The 20,597-nt window shown below is 68.6% G+C and carries 16 protein-coding genes; 10 read left to right on the top strand and 6 right to left on the bottom strand.

Going from position 1 to position 20,597, the window contains the following annotated elements; all coding sequences use genetic code 11:
• The first annotated feature begins 57 nt into the window (after nt 1–57).
• The 10 genes from GGR89_RS06745 to GGR89_RS06700 all read left to right on the top strand — a co-directional run bounded on the left by GGR89_RS06745 (nt 58) and on the right by GGR89_RS06700 (nt 8,938).
• A complete protein-coding gene (locus GGR89_RS06745; protein ID WP_125973328.1) occupies nt 58–429 on the top strand; it encodes a Rieske (2Fe-2S) protein in 372 nt (123 codons plus the stop codon).
• Entirely contained in the window at nt 426–1,583 is a 1,158-nt protein-coding gene (locus GGR89_RS06740; protein WP_125973330.1) for an isovaleryl-CoA dehydrogenase, read from the top strand. The genes GGR89_RS06745 and GGR89_RS06740 overlap by 4 nt, the downstream gene beginning before the upstream one ends.
• 196 nt (nt 1,584–1,779) lie before the next feature.
• A complete protein-coding gene (locus tag GGR89_RS06735) occupies nt 1,780–3,381 on the top strand; it encodes a carboxyl transferase domain-containing protein (protein ID WP_125973332.1) in 1,602 nt (533 codons plus the stop codon).
• Between the two features lie 110 nt (nt 3,382–3,491).
• Entirely contained in the window at nt 3,492–3,881 is a 390-nt protein-coding gene (locus GGR89_RS06730; protein ID WP_342449834.1) for an endonuclease domain-containing protein, read from the top strand.
• 11 nt (nt 3,882–3,892) lie between these two features.
• The gene (locus GGR89_RS06725) at nt 3,893–4,420 is read left to right on the top strand and encodes a nuclear transport factor 2 family protein (protein WP_125973336.1); all 528 of its coding nucleotides are present in this window, start codon (nt 3,893–3,895) and stop codon (nt 4,418–4,420) included.
• Nucleotides 4,417–4,728, top strand: a complete 312-nt coding sequence (locus GGR89_RS06720) for a DUF3088 family protein (protein WP_164542620.1) — start codon at nt 4,417–4,419, stop codon at nt 4,726–4,728. Before GGR89_RS06725 ends, GGR89_RS06720 begins: the two co-directional genes overlap by 4 nt.
• Nucleotides 4,729–4,854: 126 nt before the next feature.
• Nucleotides 4,855–6,792, top strand: a complete 1,938-nt coding sequence (locus GGR89_RS06715) for an acetyl/propionyl/methylcrotonyl-CoA carboxylase subunit alpha (RefSeq protein WP_125973340.1) — start codon at nt 4,855–4,857, stop codon at nt 6,790–6,792.
• Nucleotides 6,789–7,253, top strand: a complete 465-nt coding sequence (locus GGR89_RS06710; protein WP_125973342.1) for a GNAT family N-acetyltransferase — start codon at nt 6,789–6,791, stop codon at nt 7,251–7,253. Before GGR89_RS06715 ends, GGR89_RS06710 begins: the two co-directional genes overlap by 4 nt.
• The gene (locus tag GGR89_RS06705) at nt 7,254–7,703 is read left to right on the top strand and encodes a MaoC family dehydratase (RefSeq protein WP_125973344.1); all 450 of its coding nucleotides are present in this window, start codon (nt 7,254–7,256) and stop codon (nt 7,701–7,703) included.
• Nucleotides 7,704–7,735: 32 nt separating this feature from the next.
• On the top strand, nt 7,736–8,938 hold the full coding sequence (locus GGR89_RS06700) for a flavin monoamine oxidase family protein (protein WP_277600088.1): 1,203 nt from the start codon (nt 7,736–7,738) through the stop codon (nt 8,936–8,938).
• On the opposite strand, the gene GGR89_RS06695 is transcribed toward GGR89_RS06700, so the two are convergent.
• From GGR89_RS06695 to GGR89_RS06670, 6 genes are all read right to left on the bottom strand, one after another.
• On the bottom strand, nt 8,935–10,401 hold the full coding sequence (locus GGR89_RS06695; protein WP_125973346.1) for a flavin-containing monooxygenase: 1,467 nt from the start codon (nt 10,399–10,401) through the stop codon (nt 8,935–8,937). The genes GGR89_RS06700 and GGR89_RS06695 overlap by 4 nt on opposite strands.
• A 53-nt stretch (nt 10,402–10,454) precedes the next feature.
• Entirely contained in the window at nt 10,455–14,672 is a 4,218-nt protein-coding gene (locus GGR89_RS06690; protein WP_125973348.1) for a translocation/assembly module TamB domain-containing protein, read from the bottom strand.
• A complete protein-coding gene (locus tag GGR89_RS06685) occupies nt 14,672–16,867 on the bottom strand; it encodes an autotransporter assembly complex protein TamA (protein ID WP_241217826.1) in 2,196 nt (731 codons plus the stop codon). Before GGR89_RS06685 ends, GGR89_RS06690 begins: the two co-directional genes overlap by 1 nt.
• A 103-nt stretch (nt 16,868–16,970) precedes the next feature.
• The gene (locus GGR89_RS06680) at nt 16,971–18,926 is read right to left on the bottom strand and encodes a malate synthase G (protein ID WP_425338748.1); all 1,956 of its coding nucleotides are present in this window, start codon (nt 18,924–18,926) and stop codon (nt 16,971–16,973) included.
• 162 nt (nt 18,927–19,088) lie between these two features.
• Nucleotides 19,089–19,535 carry a MarR family winged helix-turn-helix transcriptional regulator gene (locus GGR89_RS06675; protein WP_125973352.1) on the bottom strand — a complete coding sequence of 149 codons (447 nt, stop codon included), beginning with the start codon at nt 19,533–19,535 and terminating at the stop codon, nt 19,089–19,091.
• Between the two features lie 204 nt (nt 19,536–19,739).
• Nucleotides 19,740–20,552 (bottom strand): prepilin peptidase, encoded by an 813-nt coding sequence (locus GGR89_RS06670; protein ID WP_206434264.1) that lies wholly within the window; start codon nt 20,550–20,552, stop codon nt 19,740–19,742.
• Nucleotides 20,553–20,597 lie beyond the last annotated feature (45 nt).

The raw sequence follows: 20,597 nt of genomic DNA, 5'->3' as shown, positions 1-20,597 counted from the left end.
CCCTAGCCCCTCCCGCAAGCGGGAGGGGAACGCAGACTTGGAAGTTTACCGCCCCGCATGACCGAGCGACTGACAAGCACCCCCGCCGGCGTGCAGCTCGGTCCGCTTGAGCTGATCCCCGACGGCACCGCCCGCAACTTCGTGCTGGAGATGCGCGCCGGCCGCTTCCACGGCTTCGTCGTCCGCCGCGGCACGCAGGTCTATGGCTATGTCGATCGCTGCGCGCACATGCCGGTGCCGCTGACCCAGCAGCTCGACGCCTATCTCACCCCCGACGCCAGCCATATCCAGTGCAGCTGGCACGGCGCGCTCTACACCGTGGAGGAGGGCCGGTGCGTCGGCGGCCCTTGCGTCGGCGCGCGACTGCTTCCATGGCCCGTAACGACAATCGACGGCATGATCGTGACCGTTGGAGAGGACAAAGCATGACCCCGGACTTCGACTTCGCCCTCGGCGATTCCGCCGACATGATCCGCGACACCACCGCGCGCTTCGCCCGCGACAGGATCGCCCCGCTCGCCGCGCGGATCGACGCCGAGGACTGGTTTCCGCGCGACCAGCTCTGGGCCGCGATGGGCGAGCTGGGCCTCCACGGCATCACCGTCCCCGAAGCCGATGGCGGGCTCGGCCTGGGCTATCTCGAACATGTCATCGCCTGCGAGGAAGTCGCGCGCGCCTCGGCCTCGATCGGGCTCAGCTACGGCGCCCACTCCAACCTCTGCGTCAACCAGATCGCCCGCTGGGGCAATGAAGAGCAGAAGGCCAAGTACCTCCCCAAGCTGATCTCGGGCGAGCATGTCGGCAGCCTGGCGATGTCCGAGGCGGGCGCGGGCTCCGACGTCGTCTCGATGAAGCTCAAGGCCGAGAAGGTCCAGGGCGGCTATGTGCTCAACGGCACCAAGTTCTGGATCACCAACGCGGCATACGCCGACACCCTCGTCGTCTACGCCAAGACCGGCGAGGGCTCGCGCGGCATCACGACATTCCTGATCGAGAAGGACATGCCCGGCTTCGCGATCGGCCAGAAGATCGACAAGATGGGCATGCGCGGCTCGCCCACCTCCGAACTGGTGTTCACCGATTGCGAGGTGCCCGAGGTCAACGTGATGGGGCCGCTCAACGGCGGCGTCGCGGTGCTGATGAGCGGGCTGGATTATGAACGCACGGTGCTCGCCGGCATCCAGCTCGGCATCATGCAGGCCTGCCTCGACGTGGTGCTGCCGTACTTGCGCGAGCGCAAGCAGTTCGGCCAGGCGATCGGCGGCTTCCAGCTGATGCAGGCCAAGATCGCAGACATGTATGTCGCGCTCAACTCGGCGCGGGCCTATGTCTATGCCGTGGCGCGCAGCTGCGATGCGGGCAAGACGACGCGCTTCGACGCGGCCGGCGCGATCCTGCTGGCGAGCGAGAACGCCTTCCGCGTGGCTGGCGAGGCGGTGCAGGCGCTGGGCGGGGCCGGCTACACCAAGGACTGGCCGGTCGAACGCTTCCTGCGCGACGCCAAGCTGCTCGACATCGGCGCGGGCACCAACGAAATCCGCCGCATGCTGATCGGCCGCGAACTGCTGGGGGCGGCGGCGTGAGCCGGACCCAAATTCCTCCCCGGGCGAAGCTCGGGGAGGGGGACCGCGCGCCGCAGGCGCGTGGTGGAGGGGCCGCGCCGCGAGGCGCGGAACTCGTTCGAAGGGCAGGATCCCGCCGCGTGCCGCGGCGGCCCCTCCACCATGTGCTGCGCACATGGTCCCCCTCCCCGTACCGGGGAGGAATGAAAGTAGCCGCATGACCGCCCCCATCCTCCCCACCGCCGTCAACCCCGACAGCGACCAGTTCCGCACCCAGGCTGCCCACCACCGCGCGCTGGCCGAGAAGCTCCGCGCCGATGTCGCGCAGGCCGCGCTCGGCGGCAGCGAGTCCGCCCGCGCCAAGCATGTCGCGCGCGGCAAGCTCCTCCCCCGCGAGCGGGTCGAGCGGCTGCTCGATCCGGGCAGCCCCTTCCTCGAAATCGGCCAGCTTGCGGCCTGCGACCTCTATGACGGCGAAGTCCCCGGCGCGGGCGTGATCGCCGGCATCGGCCGCGTCTCCGGCCGGATGGTGATGATCGTCTGCAACGACGCCACGGTGAAGGGCGGCACCTACTACCCGATGACGGTAAAGAAGCATCTCCGCGCGCAGGAGATCGCCGAGGCCAACCGCCTGCCCTGCATCTACCTCGTCGACAGCGGCGGCGCCAACCTGCCGCACCAGGCCGAGGTGTTCCCGGACAAGGAGCATTTCGGCCGCATCTTCTTCAACCAGGCCAACATGTCCGCCCAGGGCATCCCGCAGATCGCTTGCGTGATGGGCAGCTGCACCGCGGGCGGCGCGTACGTGCCCGCCATGTCCGACGAGAGCGTGATCGTCCGCAACCAGGGCACGATCTTCCTCGCCGGCCCGCCGCTGGTGAAGGCGGCGACCGGCGAGGAGATCAGCGCCGAGGATCTCGGCGGCGGCGACCTCCACGCCCGCCGCTCGGGCGTGGTCGATCACCTGGCCGAGAATGACGAACATGCGCTGACCATCGTCCGCGACATCGTCAGCCACCTCCCCGCCGACCGTGTACCCGACGTGGCGCTGAAGGACCCGCGCCCGCCCAAATATGCGGCCGAGGAGCTGTACGGCATCCTCCCCGCCGACGTCCGCGCGCCCTATGACGTGCACGAGGTGATCGCGCGGCTGGTCGACGGCTCGGAATTCCACGAATTCAAGGCGCTGTACGGCAGCTCGCTGGTCTGCGGTTTCGCGCATATCTGGGGGATGCCGGTCGCGATCCTTGCCAACAACGGCGTGCTGTTCTCCGAAAGCGCGCAGAAGGGCGCGCATTTCATCGAGCTCGCCTGCCAGCGGCGCATTCCGCTGCTGTTCCTCCAGAACATCTCGGGCTTCATGGTCGGCGGCAAGTACGAGGCGGAGGGCATCGCGAAGCACGGCGCCAAGCTGGTGACCGCGGTGGCGACTGCAAGCGTGCCCAAGCTCACCATCCTGATCGGCGGCAGCTTCGGCGCGGGCAATTACGGCATGTGCGGCCGCGCCTATTCGCCGCGCTTCCTGTTCAGCTGGCCCAATGCCCGCATCAGCGTGATGGGCGGCGAGCAGGCGGCGAGCGTGCTGGCGACGGTCCACCGGGATGCCGCGAGCTGGTCCCCGGAGGAAGCCGAGGCGTTCAAGGCGCCGATCCGCCAGAAATACGAGGACGAGGGCAATCCCTGGCACGCCACCGCGCGGCTGTGGGACGACGGCATCATCGATCCGGCGCAGACCCGCGACGTGCTGGGCCTCGCGCTGGCGGCGACGCTCAACGCGCCGATCCCGGAGCGACCGCAATTCGGCGTGTTCCGGATGTGAGCGGCGAAGCGGCCCCTCCAATTCCTCCCCGGAACGGGGAGGGGGACCGCGCGGCGAAGCCGCGTGGTGGAGGGGAAATGCCCGAAATTCTCCGCACGCCCCGCCGGGCGGTGGAACAGGCACGCAAGGATCGCGCCAAGCTTGAACTGCCGGAGGTTCTGCTCTGGCAACAGCTGCGCAAGCGCCCCGGCGGGTTCAAGTTTCGCCGCCAGAACCCGCAGCTCGGCTATCGGATCGACTTCGCCTGCCTGGAGGCGCGGCTCGCGATCGAAGTAGACGGGGAGGCCCATGAACGTGGCGACCGGCCGGAGCGTGACGCTCGCCGGGATCGTCGCCTCGAACAACGCGGCTTCGCAACGCTTCGCGTCCCCGCGAGCGAGATCCTGCGCGACCTCGACGCTGTCCTGGTCCACATCGTTCGCGCCTGCCGGGCGCGGCTTCCCCTCCACCCCCGGCCTTCGGCCGGCGGTCCCCCTCCCCGTTCCGGGGAGGAATTTTAAGGCTGAACCCGATGCTCCTCCCCCTCCTCGCTCTTTCCCTCGCCCCGCAGACCGCCGGCCTCCCCCCGCCCGCTGCCAACCCGCCGCGCAGCGTACCATCGCCGAGCAAGCTGCCGCCGGCCAAACCGCTCGCGCCGCCCGACGGAAGCGACGAGCGCGCGGTGCTGGCAACGGTCGACAAGCTGCTGGGCGGGATCAACACGCGCGATGCCGCGGCGATCGGCGCAACTCTGCGCGCGGAGGGCGGCGCCACCGTCGTCACGGAAGCGGAGAACGGCGCCACGACGGTCCGCACTCTGACCAACGCCGAACTGCTCGCCCGCTTCCGGCCGGGCCCGGAGACGTTCGACGAGCGCATTTCCGGCCCCGCGGTCGAGATCGACGGCGACCTTGCGATGGTGTGGGCGCCCTATGTGTTCCGGCTGAACGGCAAGGTGCATCACTGCGGCACCGATCATTTCAGCCTCGTCCGTGAAAACGGCGCCTGGAAGATCGCCAGCCTCGCCTGGACCTCGCGCACCACGGGATGCCCGGCATGAGCCGCGACACGCTGTTCGTCCTCGACACCGACTGGGCCGACCCGGCCTATGGCGGCACGCGCCGCTTCTACTGCAAGGACTGCATCACCGTGGAGGGCCTGCTCGCCGCCTTCCCGGAGCGCGCTGCGAACATCGAGGTAGTGCGCGTCCCCTGGCCCCGCCCCCGCACGGCGGTGGTGGCGCGGCTGGGCGAGGAAAACCAGAACCTCCCCGCGCTCGCCTTTGCGGAGGGCGGCTTCGCGAACGACATCGAGGGCGTGCTCGCCGCGCTCCACACCCGCCACGGCTTTCCGGAGCGCCACCCGTGAGGGGCTGTCCTACACGCGCGGAATCTGCCTAGGCTCGGCCATGGCCAGCGAACCGCACCTTGCCCGTATTTTCTTGATCGACATGCGCGAACTTCGTGAAGTTCGTGCGGTTCGGGAGCGCCTATCATGCTGAAATCGCTGCTCATCGCCAATCGCGGCGAAATTGCCTGCCGGATCATCCGCACCGCCCGCGCGATGGGTTTGCGCACGATCGCGGTCTATTCGGACGCCGACTCGAACGCACTCCACGTCCGCCAGGCCGACGAGGCCGTGCATATCGGCCCCTCGCCGGCGCGCGAAAGCTATTTGGTGGCTGAGAAGATCATCGCCGCGGCCAAGGCAACCGGCGCCGAGGCGATCCATCCCGGCTATGGCTTCCTTTCCGAGAATGCCGACTTCGCCGAGGCGGTGATCGCTGCCGGGCTGGTCTGGGTCGGGCCGAAGCCGGAGAGCATCCGCGCGATGGGCCTCAAGGACGCCGCCAAGGCGCGGATGATCGCGGCGGGGGTGCCGGTCACGCCCGGCTATCTCGGCGAGGACCAGTTGCCCGAGCGGCTCCGGGCCGAGGCCGATGCGATCGGCTATCCGGTCCTGATCAAGGCGGTTGCCGGCGGCGGCGGCAAGGGCATGCGGCGGGTCGAGAGCGCCGCCGAGTTCGCCGACGCACTCGCCAGCTGCAAGCGCGAGGCCGCCTCCTCGTTCGGCGACGATCGGGTGCTGCTGGAAAAGTACATCCTCAGCCCCCGGCACATCGAAGTGCAGGTGTTCGGCGACACGCACGGCAATGTCGTCCACCTCTTCGAACGCGACTGCTCGCTCCAGCGCCGCCACCAGAAGGTGATCGAGGAAGCCCCCGCCCCCGGCATGGACGCCGAGACGCGCGAAGCGATCTGCGCGGCGGCTGTGCGCGCGGCCAAGGCGGTCGACTATGTCGGCGCAGGCACGATCGAGTTCATCGCCGACGCCAGCGAAGGCCTGCGCGCCGACCGGATCTGGTTCATGGAAATGAACACCCGGCTCCAGGTCGAGCATCCGGTGACCGAGGAGATCACCGGGCAGGATCTCGTGGAGTGGCAGCTCCGCGTCGCGAGCGGCGAGCCGCTGCCCAGGCGGCAGGAGGAGCTCTCCATCAACGGCTGGGCGATGGAGGCGCGGCTCTATGCGGAGGATCCGGCCAAGGGGTTCCTGCCCAGCGTGGGGAGGCTGGACTTCTTCGGCATTGGAGAAAGCCACATCGTCCGGATCGAAACCGGGGTCGGTCTCGGGACCAGCATCTCCCCCTTCTACGATCCGATGATCGCGAAGGTGGTCAGCTCGGGGTCGACCCGCGAGCGGGCGCGATCACAGCTCGCCGCGGCGTGTCACAACACGATCGTGGCGCCTGTGAAGACGAACGCGGCGTTCCTCTGGCGGTGCCTTCGGCACAAGGACTTCATCGAGGGCACGCTCGACACCGGGTTCATCGCAAGGAATGAAGCCGATCTGATCGGGTCTTCCTCGCCCAGTCAGGCCGTGATCGAAGCCGCCGCAATGGCGGTCCTTCACGACGAGATGGGCGATGGCGAAGCCGTACAGCTATGGCGCCACGAAAGCCGACGGGAGCCGCAGCCCGTGGCTGGCGCAACATGGAGAGACATTGTCGGCTTCCGCCTGAATGCGGCGCCCCGCATCCACATTGCACTTCGGCATGAGAATGAGCGCTACACGCTCGATCATCTCGTCGAAAAACCGGCGCAACTCAGCACGATTGTAAAGGACGACAAGGTGCTGGTGGCTGACATGGGCCAGAGCTTCCTATTTGAACGCGATCGATATTCGGGTGGCGCTTCCGGCACGGTTGGCGACGGCGCCCTGCTCGCCCCCATGCCGGGCCGCATCACCGCGGTGGACGTCGCGGCCGGCGCGCAGGTCACCAAGGGCCAGCGGCTCGTCACGCTGGAGGCGATGAAGATGGAGCATGCCCTCACCGCGCCGTTCGACGGCACCGTTGCCGAACTCCCCGTCGCCGCCGGCGGGCAGGTCACCGAAGGCTCGCTGCTCGTGCGGGTGGAGAAGGCGGCATGATCTTCCGCGACGCCACGCTCGCCGACCTCCCCGCCATCGTCGCGATGCTCGACGATGACGCGCTCAGCCGTGGCCGCGAGGACGCCTCGCTGCCGCTCAACCCGCGCTACGAGATGGCGTTCACCGATATCGATCGCGATCCCAACCAGCGGCTGATCGTTGCCGAACGCGAGGGCGAAGTCATCGGCACGATGCAGCTGAGCTATCTCCCCGGCATCGCCTTTCGCGGCGCCTGGCGCGGCCAGATCGAGGCGGTGCGCATCGCCTCTTCCGTGCGTGGTCAAGGGCTTGGTGCGCAAATGATAGACTGGGCGGTAACAGAATGCCGCGCCCGCGGGTGCGAGCTGGTTCAGCTCACCTCGATGCGCGACCGCGTGGATGCGCACCGCTTCTACGAGAAGCTCGGCTGGACCAAGAGCCATTTCGGCTTCAAGCTCAAGCTCGATCAGGACGAAGGCTGAATGGCACGCTTTTTCGACGAATGGCAGCTGGGCGACCGCATCGAGCATGCCCTGCGCCGCACGGTGACGGAGACCGACAATCTCCTGTTCACCGCCCTCACCCACAATACCCAGCCGCTCCACCTCGATGCCGAGGCAGCGCGCGCCTCCGAGTTCGGCCAGATCCTGGTCAACGGCACCTATACGTTCAGCCTGATGGTCGGCGTCACCGTGGCGGACACCACCGCAGGCTCGCTGGTCGCCAATCTCGGCTATGACAAGCTGGTCATGCCCAAGCCGGTGTTCCTGGGCGACACGCTGCGCGCCAGTTCCGAGGTGGTCGAACTGCGTGCCAGCAAGTCGCGCCCAGGCCAGGGCATCGTCACTTGGCGGCACCAGATGCACAACCAGCGTGACGAACTGGTCTGTGAATGCCTGCGATCGGCCTTGCTGCGCAGCCGTTCGGCCTGACGCGCGTTCGGCAGGGGATGCAACAGTTTGACGTGATCGTAGTCGGCGGCGGCGCCGCCGGCATTGGGGCCGCCCGCACCCTGGCCGATGCCGGCAAGGAGGTGCTGCTGGTCGAGGCCGACACCCGCCTCGGCGGGCGGGCGCGGACCGAGCATGTCGACGGCATGGCGCTCGACCTGGGGGCGGGCTGGCTCCATTCGGCCGAGCACAACCCCTGGGTCGAGATCGCCGCGCTGCACGGCTTTGAACTCGACCAGACGCTGCCGCGCTGGCGCGAGCAATGGCGCGCGCTCGGCTTCTCGCAGGCCGAGCAGCGCGACGCCGCCAGGGCCTATACCGCGTTCGAGACCCGGCTGCGCAAGGATCCGCCGCCGGGCGATCGCGCGGGCGCAGCGCTGGTGCCGGATAGTCCCTGGAGCGCCTGGATCGATGCGATCAGCGGCTTCGTCAACGGCGTCGATACCGCCAAGCTCTCGATCGCCGACTATCTCGCCTATGAGGATGCCGCGACCGAAACCGACTGGCGCGTGCCCGCCGGCTATGGCGCGCTGGTGACCGCACAGGCGGGATTCCTGCGTACCGCGCTCGCCACGCCGATCACCGCGATCGACCGTTCGAGCATCCGCCTCAAGCTGCAGACGCCGCGCGGCACGCTGGAGGCGGCGCAGGTCATCGTCACCGTCTCCACCGACATCCTGGCGCGCGGCGACATCATGCTCGCGGGCCATGACGACCTGCTCCATGCCGCGGCCGCGCTGCCGCTGGGGCTGGCCGACAAGCTGTTCCTCGCGATCGACCAGGGTGCCGACGAGCTGGAGGCCAATGCGCATCTGCTCGGCGATCCGCGCAGCGTCATCACCGGCACCTACACACTTCGTCCCTTCGGACGCCCGATCGTCGAGGCGATGTTCGGTGGCGAGGGTGCGCGCGAACTGGCCGCGCGCGGGCTGCAGGGCGCTGCCGACTTCGCGATCGAGGAATTGTGCGCGTTGCTCGGCGGCCAGTGGCGGAAGCGGCTGCGGCTGCTCGCGGGCTCGGCATGGAGTCGCGAGACGCATATCCGCGGCAGCTACAGCCATGCCCTCCCCGGCCGCGCCTCGGCCCGGCAGGTGCTCAGCACCCCGATCGATCCGCGCATTCGCTTCGCGGGCGAGGCGTGCTCGGCTACCGAGTTCTCCACCGCGCACGGCGCCTACAAGACCGGCGTCGCCGCCGCCCGCGCGCTGCTCGGCTAGGCAGCGCTGCGCTTGGCAGGCTCGGGGTTGGAGAAGACCATGTCGTCGTCGATCCCGCCATATTTTAGCGCCAGCAGGTCACGAGTGTAACTCTGGTGCACCCGCCAAGGCTTGCGATGGCCCTGGCGTGGCAGCAGGTGGATCGCGCGCTGGACATAGCCCGAGGTGAAATCGAGGAAGGGCTGCGGCTCTACCGGCGCGGAAGGCTGCGGGGTCACCTGCCGCATGCCGCGCTTCGCCATCGCGGCCAGCAGGCGGGTGACATAGCGCGCAGTGAGGTCGGCCTTCAGCGTCCAGCTGGCATTGGTGTACCCGAAAGCGATGGCGAAGTTCGGCACGCCGGCGAACATCATCCCCTTGTAGGTCAGCCGCTGCGACCAATCGACCGCCGTGCCGTCCACCGTCACCGGCACGCCGCCCATCAGCTGAACTTCCAACCCCGTCGCGGTGACCACGAGATCGGCAGGCAGTTCGCGACCGGATTGCAGCTTGAGCCCGTCGGCAGTGAACCGATCGATCCGATCGGTGACGACATCGGCTTTGCCCTTGCGGATTGCGGCGAAAAGGTCGGCGTCGGGGACCAAGCACAGCCGCTGGTCCCACGGATCGTAGCTGGGCGTGAAGTGGGTGGCGACATCATAGCCTGGGTCGAGCTCACCACGGACCATCTCGACCAGCCGCGCCTTCGCCTTGGCCGGATGCTTGCGCGCCAGCCCATAGAAATACTGGCCGATCAGTACGTTTTTCCATCGCGTCAGACCATAGGCCGCCTTGGCAGGAAGGATACGCCGCAGCCAGTTTGCGATGCGGTCCTGCGAGGGCCGCGCCACGACGTAACTGGGCGAGCGCTGCAGCATGGTGACATGCGCCGCCTCCCGCGCGAGTTCTGGGACCAGCGTCATCGCCGTCGCCCCGCTACCGATCACGACGACGCGCTTGCCCGCATAATCGATATCGGGCGTCCAGAATTGCGGATGAACGATACGACCGTGAAACGCCTCGCGCCCTGGGAAGTCCGGCAGATGGCCGCGCTCGTAGTTGTAATAGCCCGCGCAGAGGAACAGGAAGCTGCAGCTGAACAGGCGGGTCTGCCCGCCCGCCTCGACGGTGACCGTCCACAGCGCCTCCACGCTCGACCAGGCGGCACCGACGACCCTGTGGCGATAGCGAACATGCCGATCGATCCCAAATTCACGGGCGGTGTCGACCAGGTAGCGCAGGATCGCGTCGCCATCGGCGATCGCCTTGGCATCGGTCCAAGGCCGGAACGGAAAGCCGAGCGTGTACATGTCGGAATCCGAACGGATGCCGGGGTAGCGGAACAGGTCCCAGGTGCCCCCCATCCGCTCGCGCGCCTCGAGGATCGCATAGGTGCGGCCGGGGCTCTGCGTCTGCAGGTGATAGCCCGCGCCGATCCCCGATATCCCCGCGCCGACGACGAGCACGTCGAAATGTTCGCGCATCTTTTCTGCCTCTCCGCGAGGCATGGTTGCACGACTATCGGGCCCGCGCCACCTCAATAATCCCGCGAGTAGCGCAGCGTCGCACCCGATCCGCCGAACGAACTCGTCTGCGAAAGCACGCTCAGCGCCCGCGACAGCGACACCTCCAGCTGCGTTGCGGTGAAGCCCCGAGCGTCGGTGATGATCTCGATATAGATGTTGTTCGTGATGTACTTGCCCGCCGCGAGCGAGGTCCCCCGCCCGGTGGTATCGTCGGCGCCAAGTACGCGCAGCCGATCGATGCCCGTTGCGGACTTGAGCTGCCCGAGCGGGTTGAGCCCGCCGCCGGTGGCGCGCAGCGAGTTGAGCGCCGCGGCCAGCTGGATCGCCTCGGTGGCGGACAGGTTGGTCACGTTGGTGCCGAAGAACAGCCGCGACAGCACCTCGTCCTGCGGCAGCGCCGGGTTGGAGGTGAAGGCGATCTGCGGCTTCTGCGCGGTGCCGGTGATGTTGAGGATCGCCGCCACGCCCTCCGCCGTGGTGTTCGCCGAGATGTCGATCGTCGGGTTGGTCAGCTCCGCGCCCTGGAAGCTGATGATGCCCTTGGTCAGCTCGAAGCGGCGGCTGGCGAAGCTGTAGGTGCCGCGCACCACTTCCATCGTGCCGCGGATCTGCGGGGCGAGCGTCGTACCGCCGATGGTGATGTTCGCCTGCCATTCGGACTCGAGCCCCATGCCGCTCACCATCAGGCGATTGTCGGCTCGCACGCGGATCGCGAGGTCGAAATTGCCGAAGGCGCGCGCCGGCTTCTTCGCCTGCGCCTGCTGGTTCGGATCGATATCGCCCTTGCGCCGCACGCCGCTGAGCTCCGGGATCTCGGCCGCGCCCTGGCGGATGATCTGATAGTTCGCCTCGGGGATGTTGATCTGCCCCTCGATCTTCTGGACGTCGACGCTCTTGGTGATGGTGAGCGTGCCGCTCGCCGTCGCGCCCAACGCCTCGCTGCGCGCCAGTCGGGCGTTGTCGAGCTTGACGGTGATCGCCATCGGGAAGCCGTCCGCCGAGGAGAGACCGACCCGCCCGCTGGCGCTCACGCTGCCGTCACCGGCGCGCGCGTTCGCCTGATTGAGCACGAAGGCGTCGTTGGAGAACTGGCCGTCGATCTTGAGGTTGGTCAGGCGGGTGCCGGTACCTTCATTGTCATAGGTCAGGTTGTCGGCGCGGACGACGCCGTTGAGCTGCGGGCGATCGACCCGGCCGGTGAAGTCCGCCGCCATGCCGATCGCGCCGGTGAGCTGCTGGTTGGGCAACCCTGCAAAGGCGAAAGGCAAGGCTGCCGGGCCGTTATAGCGAATGCCGCCGGAAAGCGGGGCCGCCATCAGCCGCTCGGTCCAGCTGCCCGCACCCGGTCCCAGCGGGCGCAACGTCGTGACAACGCGACCGATCGTCGCGTCGCCCCGCCGGATCAGCGCGCGCAGGTCGCCACCGTCGGGGAGCAGCTTGCCGACCATGCTGATATGCGCCGGCGCCGAGACGCGGACGAGGCTGGAGCGGGTCAGATCGTCGATCTCCAGCCGCATGTCGGCGCTGGGGAACGCGTCCGCCGAGGTCTGGGCGAAGTCGAGGCTGCCGGTGGCAGTCCCGCCGATGCCGAGATCAGGCACGAAGGCGTTGATGATCGCCAAGTCGAGCTTGTCGAGCCGCGCCTGCAGCACCGTGCCGTCGCCATAGCGGCCGGCAAGGCGCAGGCTGCCCTGGTCGAAATCGATCTGGGTCGGCAGCAGGCGATAGGTGCCGTTCTCGATCGCGATCCGTGCAGCCTGCAGCGTCCGGAACTTGACCCCGCTCGCCTGGCCTTGGAGCGCGGCCGTCCACAGCGCCGGGGTCATCCGTCCGTTGAGCGCGACGTCGAACGCCACGCCCGACGAGCCGCTGGCAACCGCCTGCACGGTGCCATTGCCGCCGCGATAGTCGATCTTGGCGCGCGCGGTGCGCAGCAGGAACTCGCCGCGCTTGAGGTTGGCGATCTGCACGTCTGCGACGACCTGCGGCTGGTCCGCCAGCACGATGCTGGCATTGGCGATGGCCCGGCCGATGGTCAGCTCGGCGACGCCGGGGATCGCGGCATTGGCCGCGGTCGCCCGCACGTCGGCGCGCTGGAACTTGCCCTCGGCGCCCAGCGTGGCGAGGCCGTTCACGCCCGATCCGCGGAAGGTCAGCTGGCCAGCGAAGGGCCCGGCCGAGGTCTGCTGAAGCTGGCCGGCAATATCCATGCCGGCGAAGCGCGCGGCATTGACCTGGATCGCCAGTGCCGTGCCGGTGCGGACCAGCACATCGGCGTTGAACGGCCCGTAATTGCTCTCGCCGGTGGCGGTCACCGCATAGGCGTCACCGCGGCCGACGACCTTGGCCTCGACCTTGGCGAGCCCCACGCCCAGCCCAGGCTTTTCGGCACGCAGCAGCAGCTGCGGCGCGTTGAGCGTGCCGGTCACGCGGGCGCTGAGCGGGCCGTACTGATCGGAGACGGCGTCCGCCGTGAGCCGGATCGCGCCCGCGGGATCATAGGTCCCCTGCCCGCGCAACACGCGGAACTGCGGCGCCTTCAGGCGGACATCGGCGATGCCGATCACGCCCTTGGGATCGAGGTTCAATCGCGCCGAGGCGACGGTGTTGCCGCCCAGGAATTTGCGGACGCCGTCGTTGAACAGCTTGCGCGACCGCCCCGCGACCTTGCCACGAATGCCCCAACCGCCGCCAGGGGCGGTGTAGAGCTCGGCATCGGTGTTGAGGTCGACCACGCCGACCCCGGCAATGGTGTAATCGTTGATGCGTCCCTTCAGCGCGCCGGTGTATCGGCCGGTGGCCATGTCGGCGGCGACGATGGCGGTCGCGTCGATCTTGTCCGACTTCAGCCGGAGGTTGTCGGAGAGGATGCGGCTGCCCGAAATCGCTATGTCACCGTTCACCGTAACGTTGGTGACGAGACCTCCCGCCGCGGCGTTGAGCCCCGACACCCGCGCCGCCCTGGCGCGCACAGGCACCAGGATGCGATCCGAATCCACCCGCGCGCGGCCTTCGGCATAGAGCTGCTCGACCACCGTCTCGCCGAAGCCGATCGCGCCGGCGGAGAGCTTGTAGTCGACCATCGGGGTCGCGAAGGCGCCTTCCAGTGCCAGCGAGGCGCGCACCGAGCGGCCGACGAGCTTGGGTGCGATCGTCCCCGGCTTGAGCAGCAGTGCGTCGACATGCACGCCGCGGAACCGGTTGTTGCCGAGATCGACCAGGCCCTGGGCCTGCGCGGACAGCGCATCGGACTTGAGCTTGATCACGCCGTCGGCCTTGCGGTCGGCCCAGCGGAAGTCGGTGTCGAGCCGCAGCCCCGGCGCAGTCAGGCGCTCGACCGGGCCCTGCAGGTACAGGCCGGGATGCGTCATGCCGCGGATCTGGAAGCGGCCGCTATCGGCGGTCACGTCGAGATCGGCGAGACTGCCGCCGCCGAGCGTCGCGACGCCCTTGCCGGCCCAATGCTTCCAGTCGCCCGCGCCCTGGACGGTCGCCACCAGCGGCGCCCGCAGCTTGGCGAGAGCGGCGACGAGGCCGCCCTTGGGGGCATGCAGCCGCAGGTCGATGTCGAGCCGATTGGCTGCCGGCACCGCGTCGAGCTTGAGCGTCACGCGGTCGCCGCCGGCCACGCCGCGCGCCGCGATCGTGCCCGCATCAGCGACCAACTGCGCACGCCCGTCCGACAGATGCGCCGATCCGCTGAGCCGCGCGATGTGCCGCTGGCCGTCCACCGCCGGCGCGATGTCGATCCGCGCGACGTTCAGCCGCGCGACGTCGATGTTGAGATCGGGCAGCAGCGGTGCGTTCGGATCACCCGAAGGCTTGAGTTCGGGCAGCCGCGCGAGCCGGATTTCCGGGCTCTCCAGGTTGCGGATGTCGATCCGGTTGTTGAGATAGGAGAGCGGCCGCCAGTCGAGCCTGATCTCCTGGGCAGTGGCGAACACGCCCCTGGTGTCGCTCACGCGTACGTCGCGCAGCACCATGCCGCCGTAGATCGAGCCGTCGATCCGACCGATGCGGAAGCCGAGGCCGGACTCGAGCTTGAGCCGGGCGAGCTGGTCGGCGATCAGTCGCCGCCCCGGCTGGGTATCGAGCCCCAGCACCGCCAACCCCGCCAGCGCCGCAAGCGACACCAGCCCCAGCGCCACCCACTGGGCGATCTTCACCCAGAGCGGCTTGCCGGCGCGCACGACCGTGACGGTCTCGGTTTCAGGCAAGTCGTCCACCATCAGAATGCCTGTCCGATCGAAATATAGAGCGCGATCTTGGATTCACCCGGCTTGCGCGCGATCGGGGTCGCCACGTCGATGCGTAGCGGCCCGAAATTGGTGTAGAGCCGGCCGCCGATGCCCGCGCCGAAGCGCAGGTTGCGGCCCGTGGGCATGGTGCCCTCATAGACCTGGCCGGCGTCGAGGAACGGCACGATGCCGTAATTGCCGAAGCGGTAGCGCGCCTCGATCCCGAACTCGTTGAACGAACGGCCGCCGACCGGCTTGTCGTCGGGCGATCGGGGCCCGAGTTCCTGATAGCCGAAGCCGCGCACCGAGCCGCCGCCACCGCCATAATAGCGCCGCGAAGGCGGCAGGTCGTCGCGCGACACGCCGGTGATCGATCCGGCGCGGACTCGGCCGGCAAGCACGATGCTGCTGGTGACCGGGTAATAGCCGTCCACCTCCAGCATCCCCCGCGCATAGGGGCGCACCGATCCGCGCACCGAGGTCTCCGCGCTCAGATTGGCCTTGATGCGATAGCCCCGCGTCGGGTTGAGCAGGTCGTCCGAGGTGTCATAGCCGAGGAAGGTCGGGATCGCCGCGATCAGCCAGGTTCCGCGATCGCGCTTGCCGAGGCTGTAATTGTAGCGGTCTTCGTTCGAGCCGACGAGCTCGGCGCCGTAATAATAGGTCCAGCGCTTCTGCCAGATCGGCGTGGAATCGCGCGAGATGCGGGCCGATAGCGTGGTGGTGAAGGCCTCGAACGCGTCGTAATCCTGGTGGTTGAGCGACGCGGTGAGCAGGAAGGTGCGGTCGCGCTTGCCGGCATTGGAGCGACGGAAGGTGGTGGTCAGCGCCTGTTCCTGCGTGCCGAGGATGCTGCTGACGGTGAGCGCGCCTTCGGGTGGGAACAGGTTGCGGTGCGCCCAGCTCGCCTGGGCCTTGATGCCCTGGCCGGTGCTGTAGCCCAGTTCGCCCGCCAGCGTGCGGGCCTTGCCCGCAACCTGGCGCACCAGCAGGTCGACCTGCTCGGTACCGTCCGGACCCGGCTTGCCGGTGCGCTGCGGCTCGACCGAGACGGTGGAAAACAGCCCCGTCGCGATCAGCGCCTGGCGCAGGTCGTCGATTTTGCGGCTGTCGTAGATCTGACCCTCGCGATAGCGGCGGAAGATGTTGATGTGCTCGGGCGTGAACACCTGCCGGCGCCCCGCCGTCTGGATCTCGCCGAAGCTCGCACGCGGGCCCAGCGTCACCGGTAGCGTATAGTCCCCCGTGTGGGTGGCATCGTCGAGCACGATGTCGCGCTGGCCCAGCTCGATGAACGGATAGCCCTGTTGCGGCATCCGCAGCGACACATTGGCCTCGGCGCCGAGCACGCGATCGGCCTGGATCGGGTCACCCGGGTTGAGGTTGAGCTCGCGGTCGAGCAGCCCCGGCGGATTCGTCGGATCGCTCTCGATCCGCACCGATCCCAGGCGGTAGAGCTTGCCGGGCGAGGCGACGATCGTCGCGCGGAGGTTGCCCGAGTTGGGCGGGTTCTGCGCGATCGAGGACGATGCGGTGCCGTCATAATAGCCGAGCGACTTCATCAGCCGCAGCGCCAGCTTCTCGTCTTCGCGGGCGCGGGCCGAGACCATCGCCGCATTGGCCGCCTTGCCCTTGCCGTGCTGGAGCGCGGAAAGGCTACGGAACTCGTCGTCGAGCCGCAGTTCGGCGAGGCCGTCGACTTCGGTGGTGTAGCGGATGGTGGGCGCCTTGTCGCTGTCGTCGGCGGTGTCGGCGACCGGCGCCACCTTGAATTCTGCGAGGGGCGGCAAGGGTGCGGCCATTTCGGGCGCCTCGGGGCCTGCCGCGGCAAAGCCCTGCTCATCGACGACCGCCGGAGCCTGCAGCACCGGGGTGGCGGGCGCGGTCGGCGCGGCGGAGGGGGCGGCATTCGGCGTCGCCGCCGGCTTCTGGAAACCGCCGAGCGGCTCCAGCGGCGCGTTGATGTCGTCGCTCAGCTTGGGCAGGGCTTCCTCGAACGCCTTGTCGGTGACGATCGGCGCAGCCTGCTGCGGATCGCTGGCGGTCGCATCCTGCGGGGCTTGCGGAGCAGATTGCGGCGCACCCTGCCCCGGCTTGGGATCGTTCAGCTGGGCATGCGCAACTGCTGGCACGAACCCCGCCCCGGCCAGCGCCGCGACCCAAACCACCCGAACCCCTTTACCCACGCGCCTCCTTCGGGAGCCGCGACTGCATCCGGCCCTCCCGCTTCCGTAACGGTCCGTTGCCGATTTGGCTCCCCGCTTCCGTCGTTCCAAGCAACGCTTGCGATCAAACGCAAGGTTCGAGCGCCTTGGCGCGTGCCCGATAGCGGTGCAGCAACGGCTCGGTATAGCCGCTCGGCTGGTCGACGCCCTCGAAGATCAGCGCCCGCGCCGCCTGGAAGGCGAGGCGCTGCGCCTCCCGCCCAGCCATCGGCTGGTACAACGGATCGCCGGCATTCTGCGCATCTACCTTCGCCGCCATGCGATGCAGCGCCGCGTCGACCTGCTCGGGCGTGGCGACACCGTGAAGCAGCCAGTTGGCAATGTGCTGCGAGGAGATGCGCAGCGTCGCGCGATCCTCCATCAGCCCGACATCATGGATGTCGGGCACCTTGGAGCAGCCGACGCCGTGGTCGATCCAGCGCACGACATAGCCGAGGATGCCCTGGGCATTGTTGTCCAGCTCGCGCTCGATTTCTTCGGCGCTCCAGTTGCGGCCTTCGGCAAGCGGTACCGTCAGCAGATCGGCGAGCGGCGGCACCTCGGACGCAAGCGCCCGCTGGCAGGCGGCGACGTCGACCTGATGGTAATGCGTCGCGTGCAGCGTCGCGGCGGTGGGGCTCGGCACCCAGGCGGTGGTGGCGCCGCTCTTCGGGTGCGCGATCTTTTGCGCGAGCATGTCGGCCATGCGATCGGGGGCCGCCCACATGCCCTTGCCGATCTGCGCCCGCCCGGCCAGCCCGCAGTCGAGACCGATGCGGACATTGCGTGCCTCATAGGCGGCGATCCAGCGCGCAGCCTTCATCTCGCCTTTGGGCACCATCGCACCCGCGCGCATGCTGGTGTGGATCTCGTCGCCGGTGCGATCGAGGAAGCCCGTGTTGATGAAGAACAGGCGGTCCTTCAGCGCGTGGATGCAGGCGGCGAGATTGGCCGAGGTGCGCCGCTCCTCGTCCATCAGGCCGATCTTGATCGTGTTGGGCGCGAGGCCGAGCAGCGCCTCCACGGCACCGTACAGCCGGTCGGCAAAGGCGCATTCCTCCGGCCCGTGCATCTTCGGCTTGACGACATAGATCGAGCCCGCCCGACTGTTGCGGAAGCGGCCCAGGCCCCTGAGGTCATGTAGTCCGATCGCGCCGGTGACGATCGCGTCGAGAATGCCCTCGGGCGCCTCGCTGCCATCGGGCAGCAGCACCGCCGGCGTCGTCATCAGATGACCGACATTGCGGACGAGCAGCACCGCGCGCCCGGGCAGCGTGATGCCTTCGGCCAGTTCCCGATCGGGCGCCAGCGTGCGGGTGAGGCTGCGGCCGTTCTTCGCGAACGTCTCGGCCAGATCGCCGCGCATCAGCCCCAGCCAATTGGCATAGCCCTGAACCTTGTCCTCGGCGTCGACCGCGGCGACCGAATCCTCGAGATCGACGATCGCGGTCAGCGCCGATTCGAGCAGGACATCGGCGACATGCTCGGGATCGTCGCGACCGATCGGGTGGCCGGAATCGCGCACGATCGCGAAGTGCAGGCCGTTGGCGCCGCGATAATAGATGGTCTGTCGCGCGCCTTCCGCCGTGCTGCCGATCTCGGTGGCGGAGGGCAGCAGCACCTGGTCGAGGAATGCCCGTGCCCAGGCGATCACCTGCGCGCCGCGCGCCGCATCATAGCCGCCGGGGCCTGCCGTGCCCGGGATCGCATCGGTGCCGTACAGCGCGTCGTACAGGCTGCCCCAGCGCGCATTGGCCGCGTTGAGCACGAAGCGGGCATTGAGCGCCGGCACCACCAACTGCGGCCCGGCCAGCGTCGCGATCTCCGCATCGACATGCTCGGTCGCGATGGCGAACGGCACCGGTTCAGGAACCAGATAGCCGATCTCCCGCAGGAACGCCTCGTCGGCCGCCGCGCCGCTCGCCAACCGCGCATCGATCGCGGCCTGCAGCGCGTCGCGCCTGGCCAGCAGGTTGCGGTTTACCGGTGCATGCTCGGCGAAGATCTTCGCGGCGCCGGCCCAGAACCCGTCCGCATCCATGCCGAGCGGCGGCAGCACCGCGTCCTCGACGAAACGCGCCAGCGTCGTGGCAACCTGCAGTCCGGCGCGATCGGCATAGTCAGTCAACGGAGTCCTCCTTGCGGTTCTTCGCTACACGCCTGGGGAGGGCCCTCCCTGCTTACGCGAGGCCGGGCGGCGCGATCAACCCCCGTCGAATGCCGTAGCCGCGTCTTCGATCCGCGCGAGCATCGCCGCCAGCTGCGTCTTCTCCTCCTCGGAGAAGCTGGCGAAGAGGCGCCGCTCCAGCTCGAGCGCCTTGGGCGCGACCTGCTCGTACAGCTGCCAGCCCTCGGGTGTGAGCGCGACCAGATGCGAGCGCTGGTCGATCGGATTTGCCGCACGTGCGATCAGCCCCCGCTCGACCAGGCCGATCGCGGCGCGACTCACCGTCACCTTGTCCATGCGGGTTCGGCCGCACAGCGCCTGCTGGCTCATCGCCCCGCCCTCGGCCAGCACTGCGACGAGACGCCATTCGGGAATGCGCAAGCCGAAGAGGTTCCGATAGGCGGTGGCCACCGCATCCGACACCGCATTGGAGGCAATCGACATTCGATACGGAAGAAAGTCGTTCAATTTCAATGCAGTCATCTAGCCCCCTAAGGTGTGATTAACCTTTACGCATGTGACAACGCTGGCAGGTTGCAAATTTTGCAATGATACCGGTAACAGTTCGCACTTGCAGCAGATGCCCCCGCGATGCAGAAAGATCGGGCCTTTCAGGCATCCTCTCCTAAGACTTTCAAAGGCCGTCCTCCGGGGCGGCCTTTTTTTTGGCCTGGAGCAGGCCGGTGATCAATGGTCGATCGGCGCGAGCTGCCATGTCATCACCTCCCCCGGCGGGGCCGGCTGCGGCAGCAGCTGCGGGACAAGCCACACCATCCAGGCCCCCAGCGCCAGCATCACGCCGAAGGGGAGCCGGTCGCTTGCCCGGACCCGCCGCCCCACCACCAGCATCGCCAGCACCGCCGCCAGCCCGATCAGGCTGGCGGCGAGCAGCACCATCGGCAGATTTTCCCAGCCGAGCCAGCAGCCGATCGCCCCGAACAGCTTGGGGTCTCCTCCGCCCAGTCCCTGCCGACCGCGCAGCGCCCTGTAGCCTCGCGCCACCAGCCACAGCACCGCAAAGCCGGCAACCCCGCCGAGCACGCGCTCGGCCAGCGGCGCGCCAATGCCCGCCGCGCCGACGCCAAGCCCGACGACGGCGAGCGCCGCATTGAGCCCGTTCGGCAGCCAGAAGGCCGCAAGATCCAGCGCCGCCAGCGCCAGCAGCAGCCACCCGAACACCGCCCCTGCAGCCCCCTCGACGCCCGGCGCGGCGAGCCCCGCGATCCCGCCGATCGCCAGCCCCACGACCTCGGTCCACCAGTGGCTCGGCGCGATGCGCGCCGCGCAATGGCGGCACCGTCCCCGCTGCACGAGATAGCTGAGCACCGGCACCAGTTCGGCTGCGCCCAGGGGGATGCCGCAGGAATCGCAGGCCGAGCGCCCGCGGGCGACGCCCCGCCCCTCCGGCCAGCGGATCGCGATCGTGGCGATGAAGCTGCCGAACACCGCGCCCAGCACGCCGAGCAGGATCGGCCATCCCCATAGTTCCATCGGTGTCATGCGGCGGCCCAGCGCCTGTCGGCGCGTCGCGTCTGAAGGGGTCGG

Source organism: Sphingomonas trueperi (assembly GCF_011927635.1).
GTDB classification, from domain to species: Bacteria; Pseudomonadota; Alphaproteobacteria; order Sphingomonadales; family Sphingomonadaceae; genus Sphingomonas; species Sphingomonas trueperi.
Note: the sequence above shows the minus strand (reverse complement) of the source record. Positions and strands in the feature narration are given on the sequence as shown.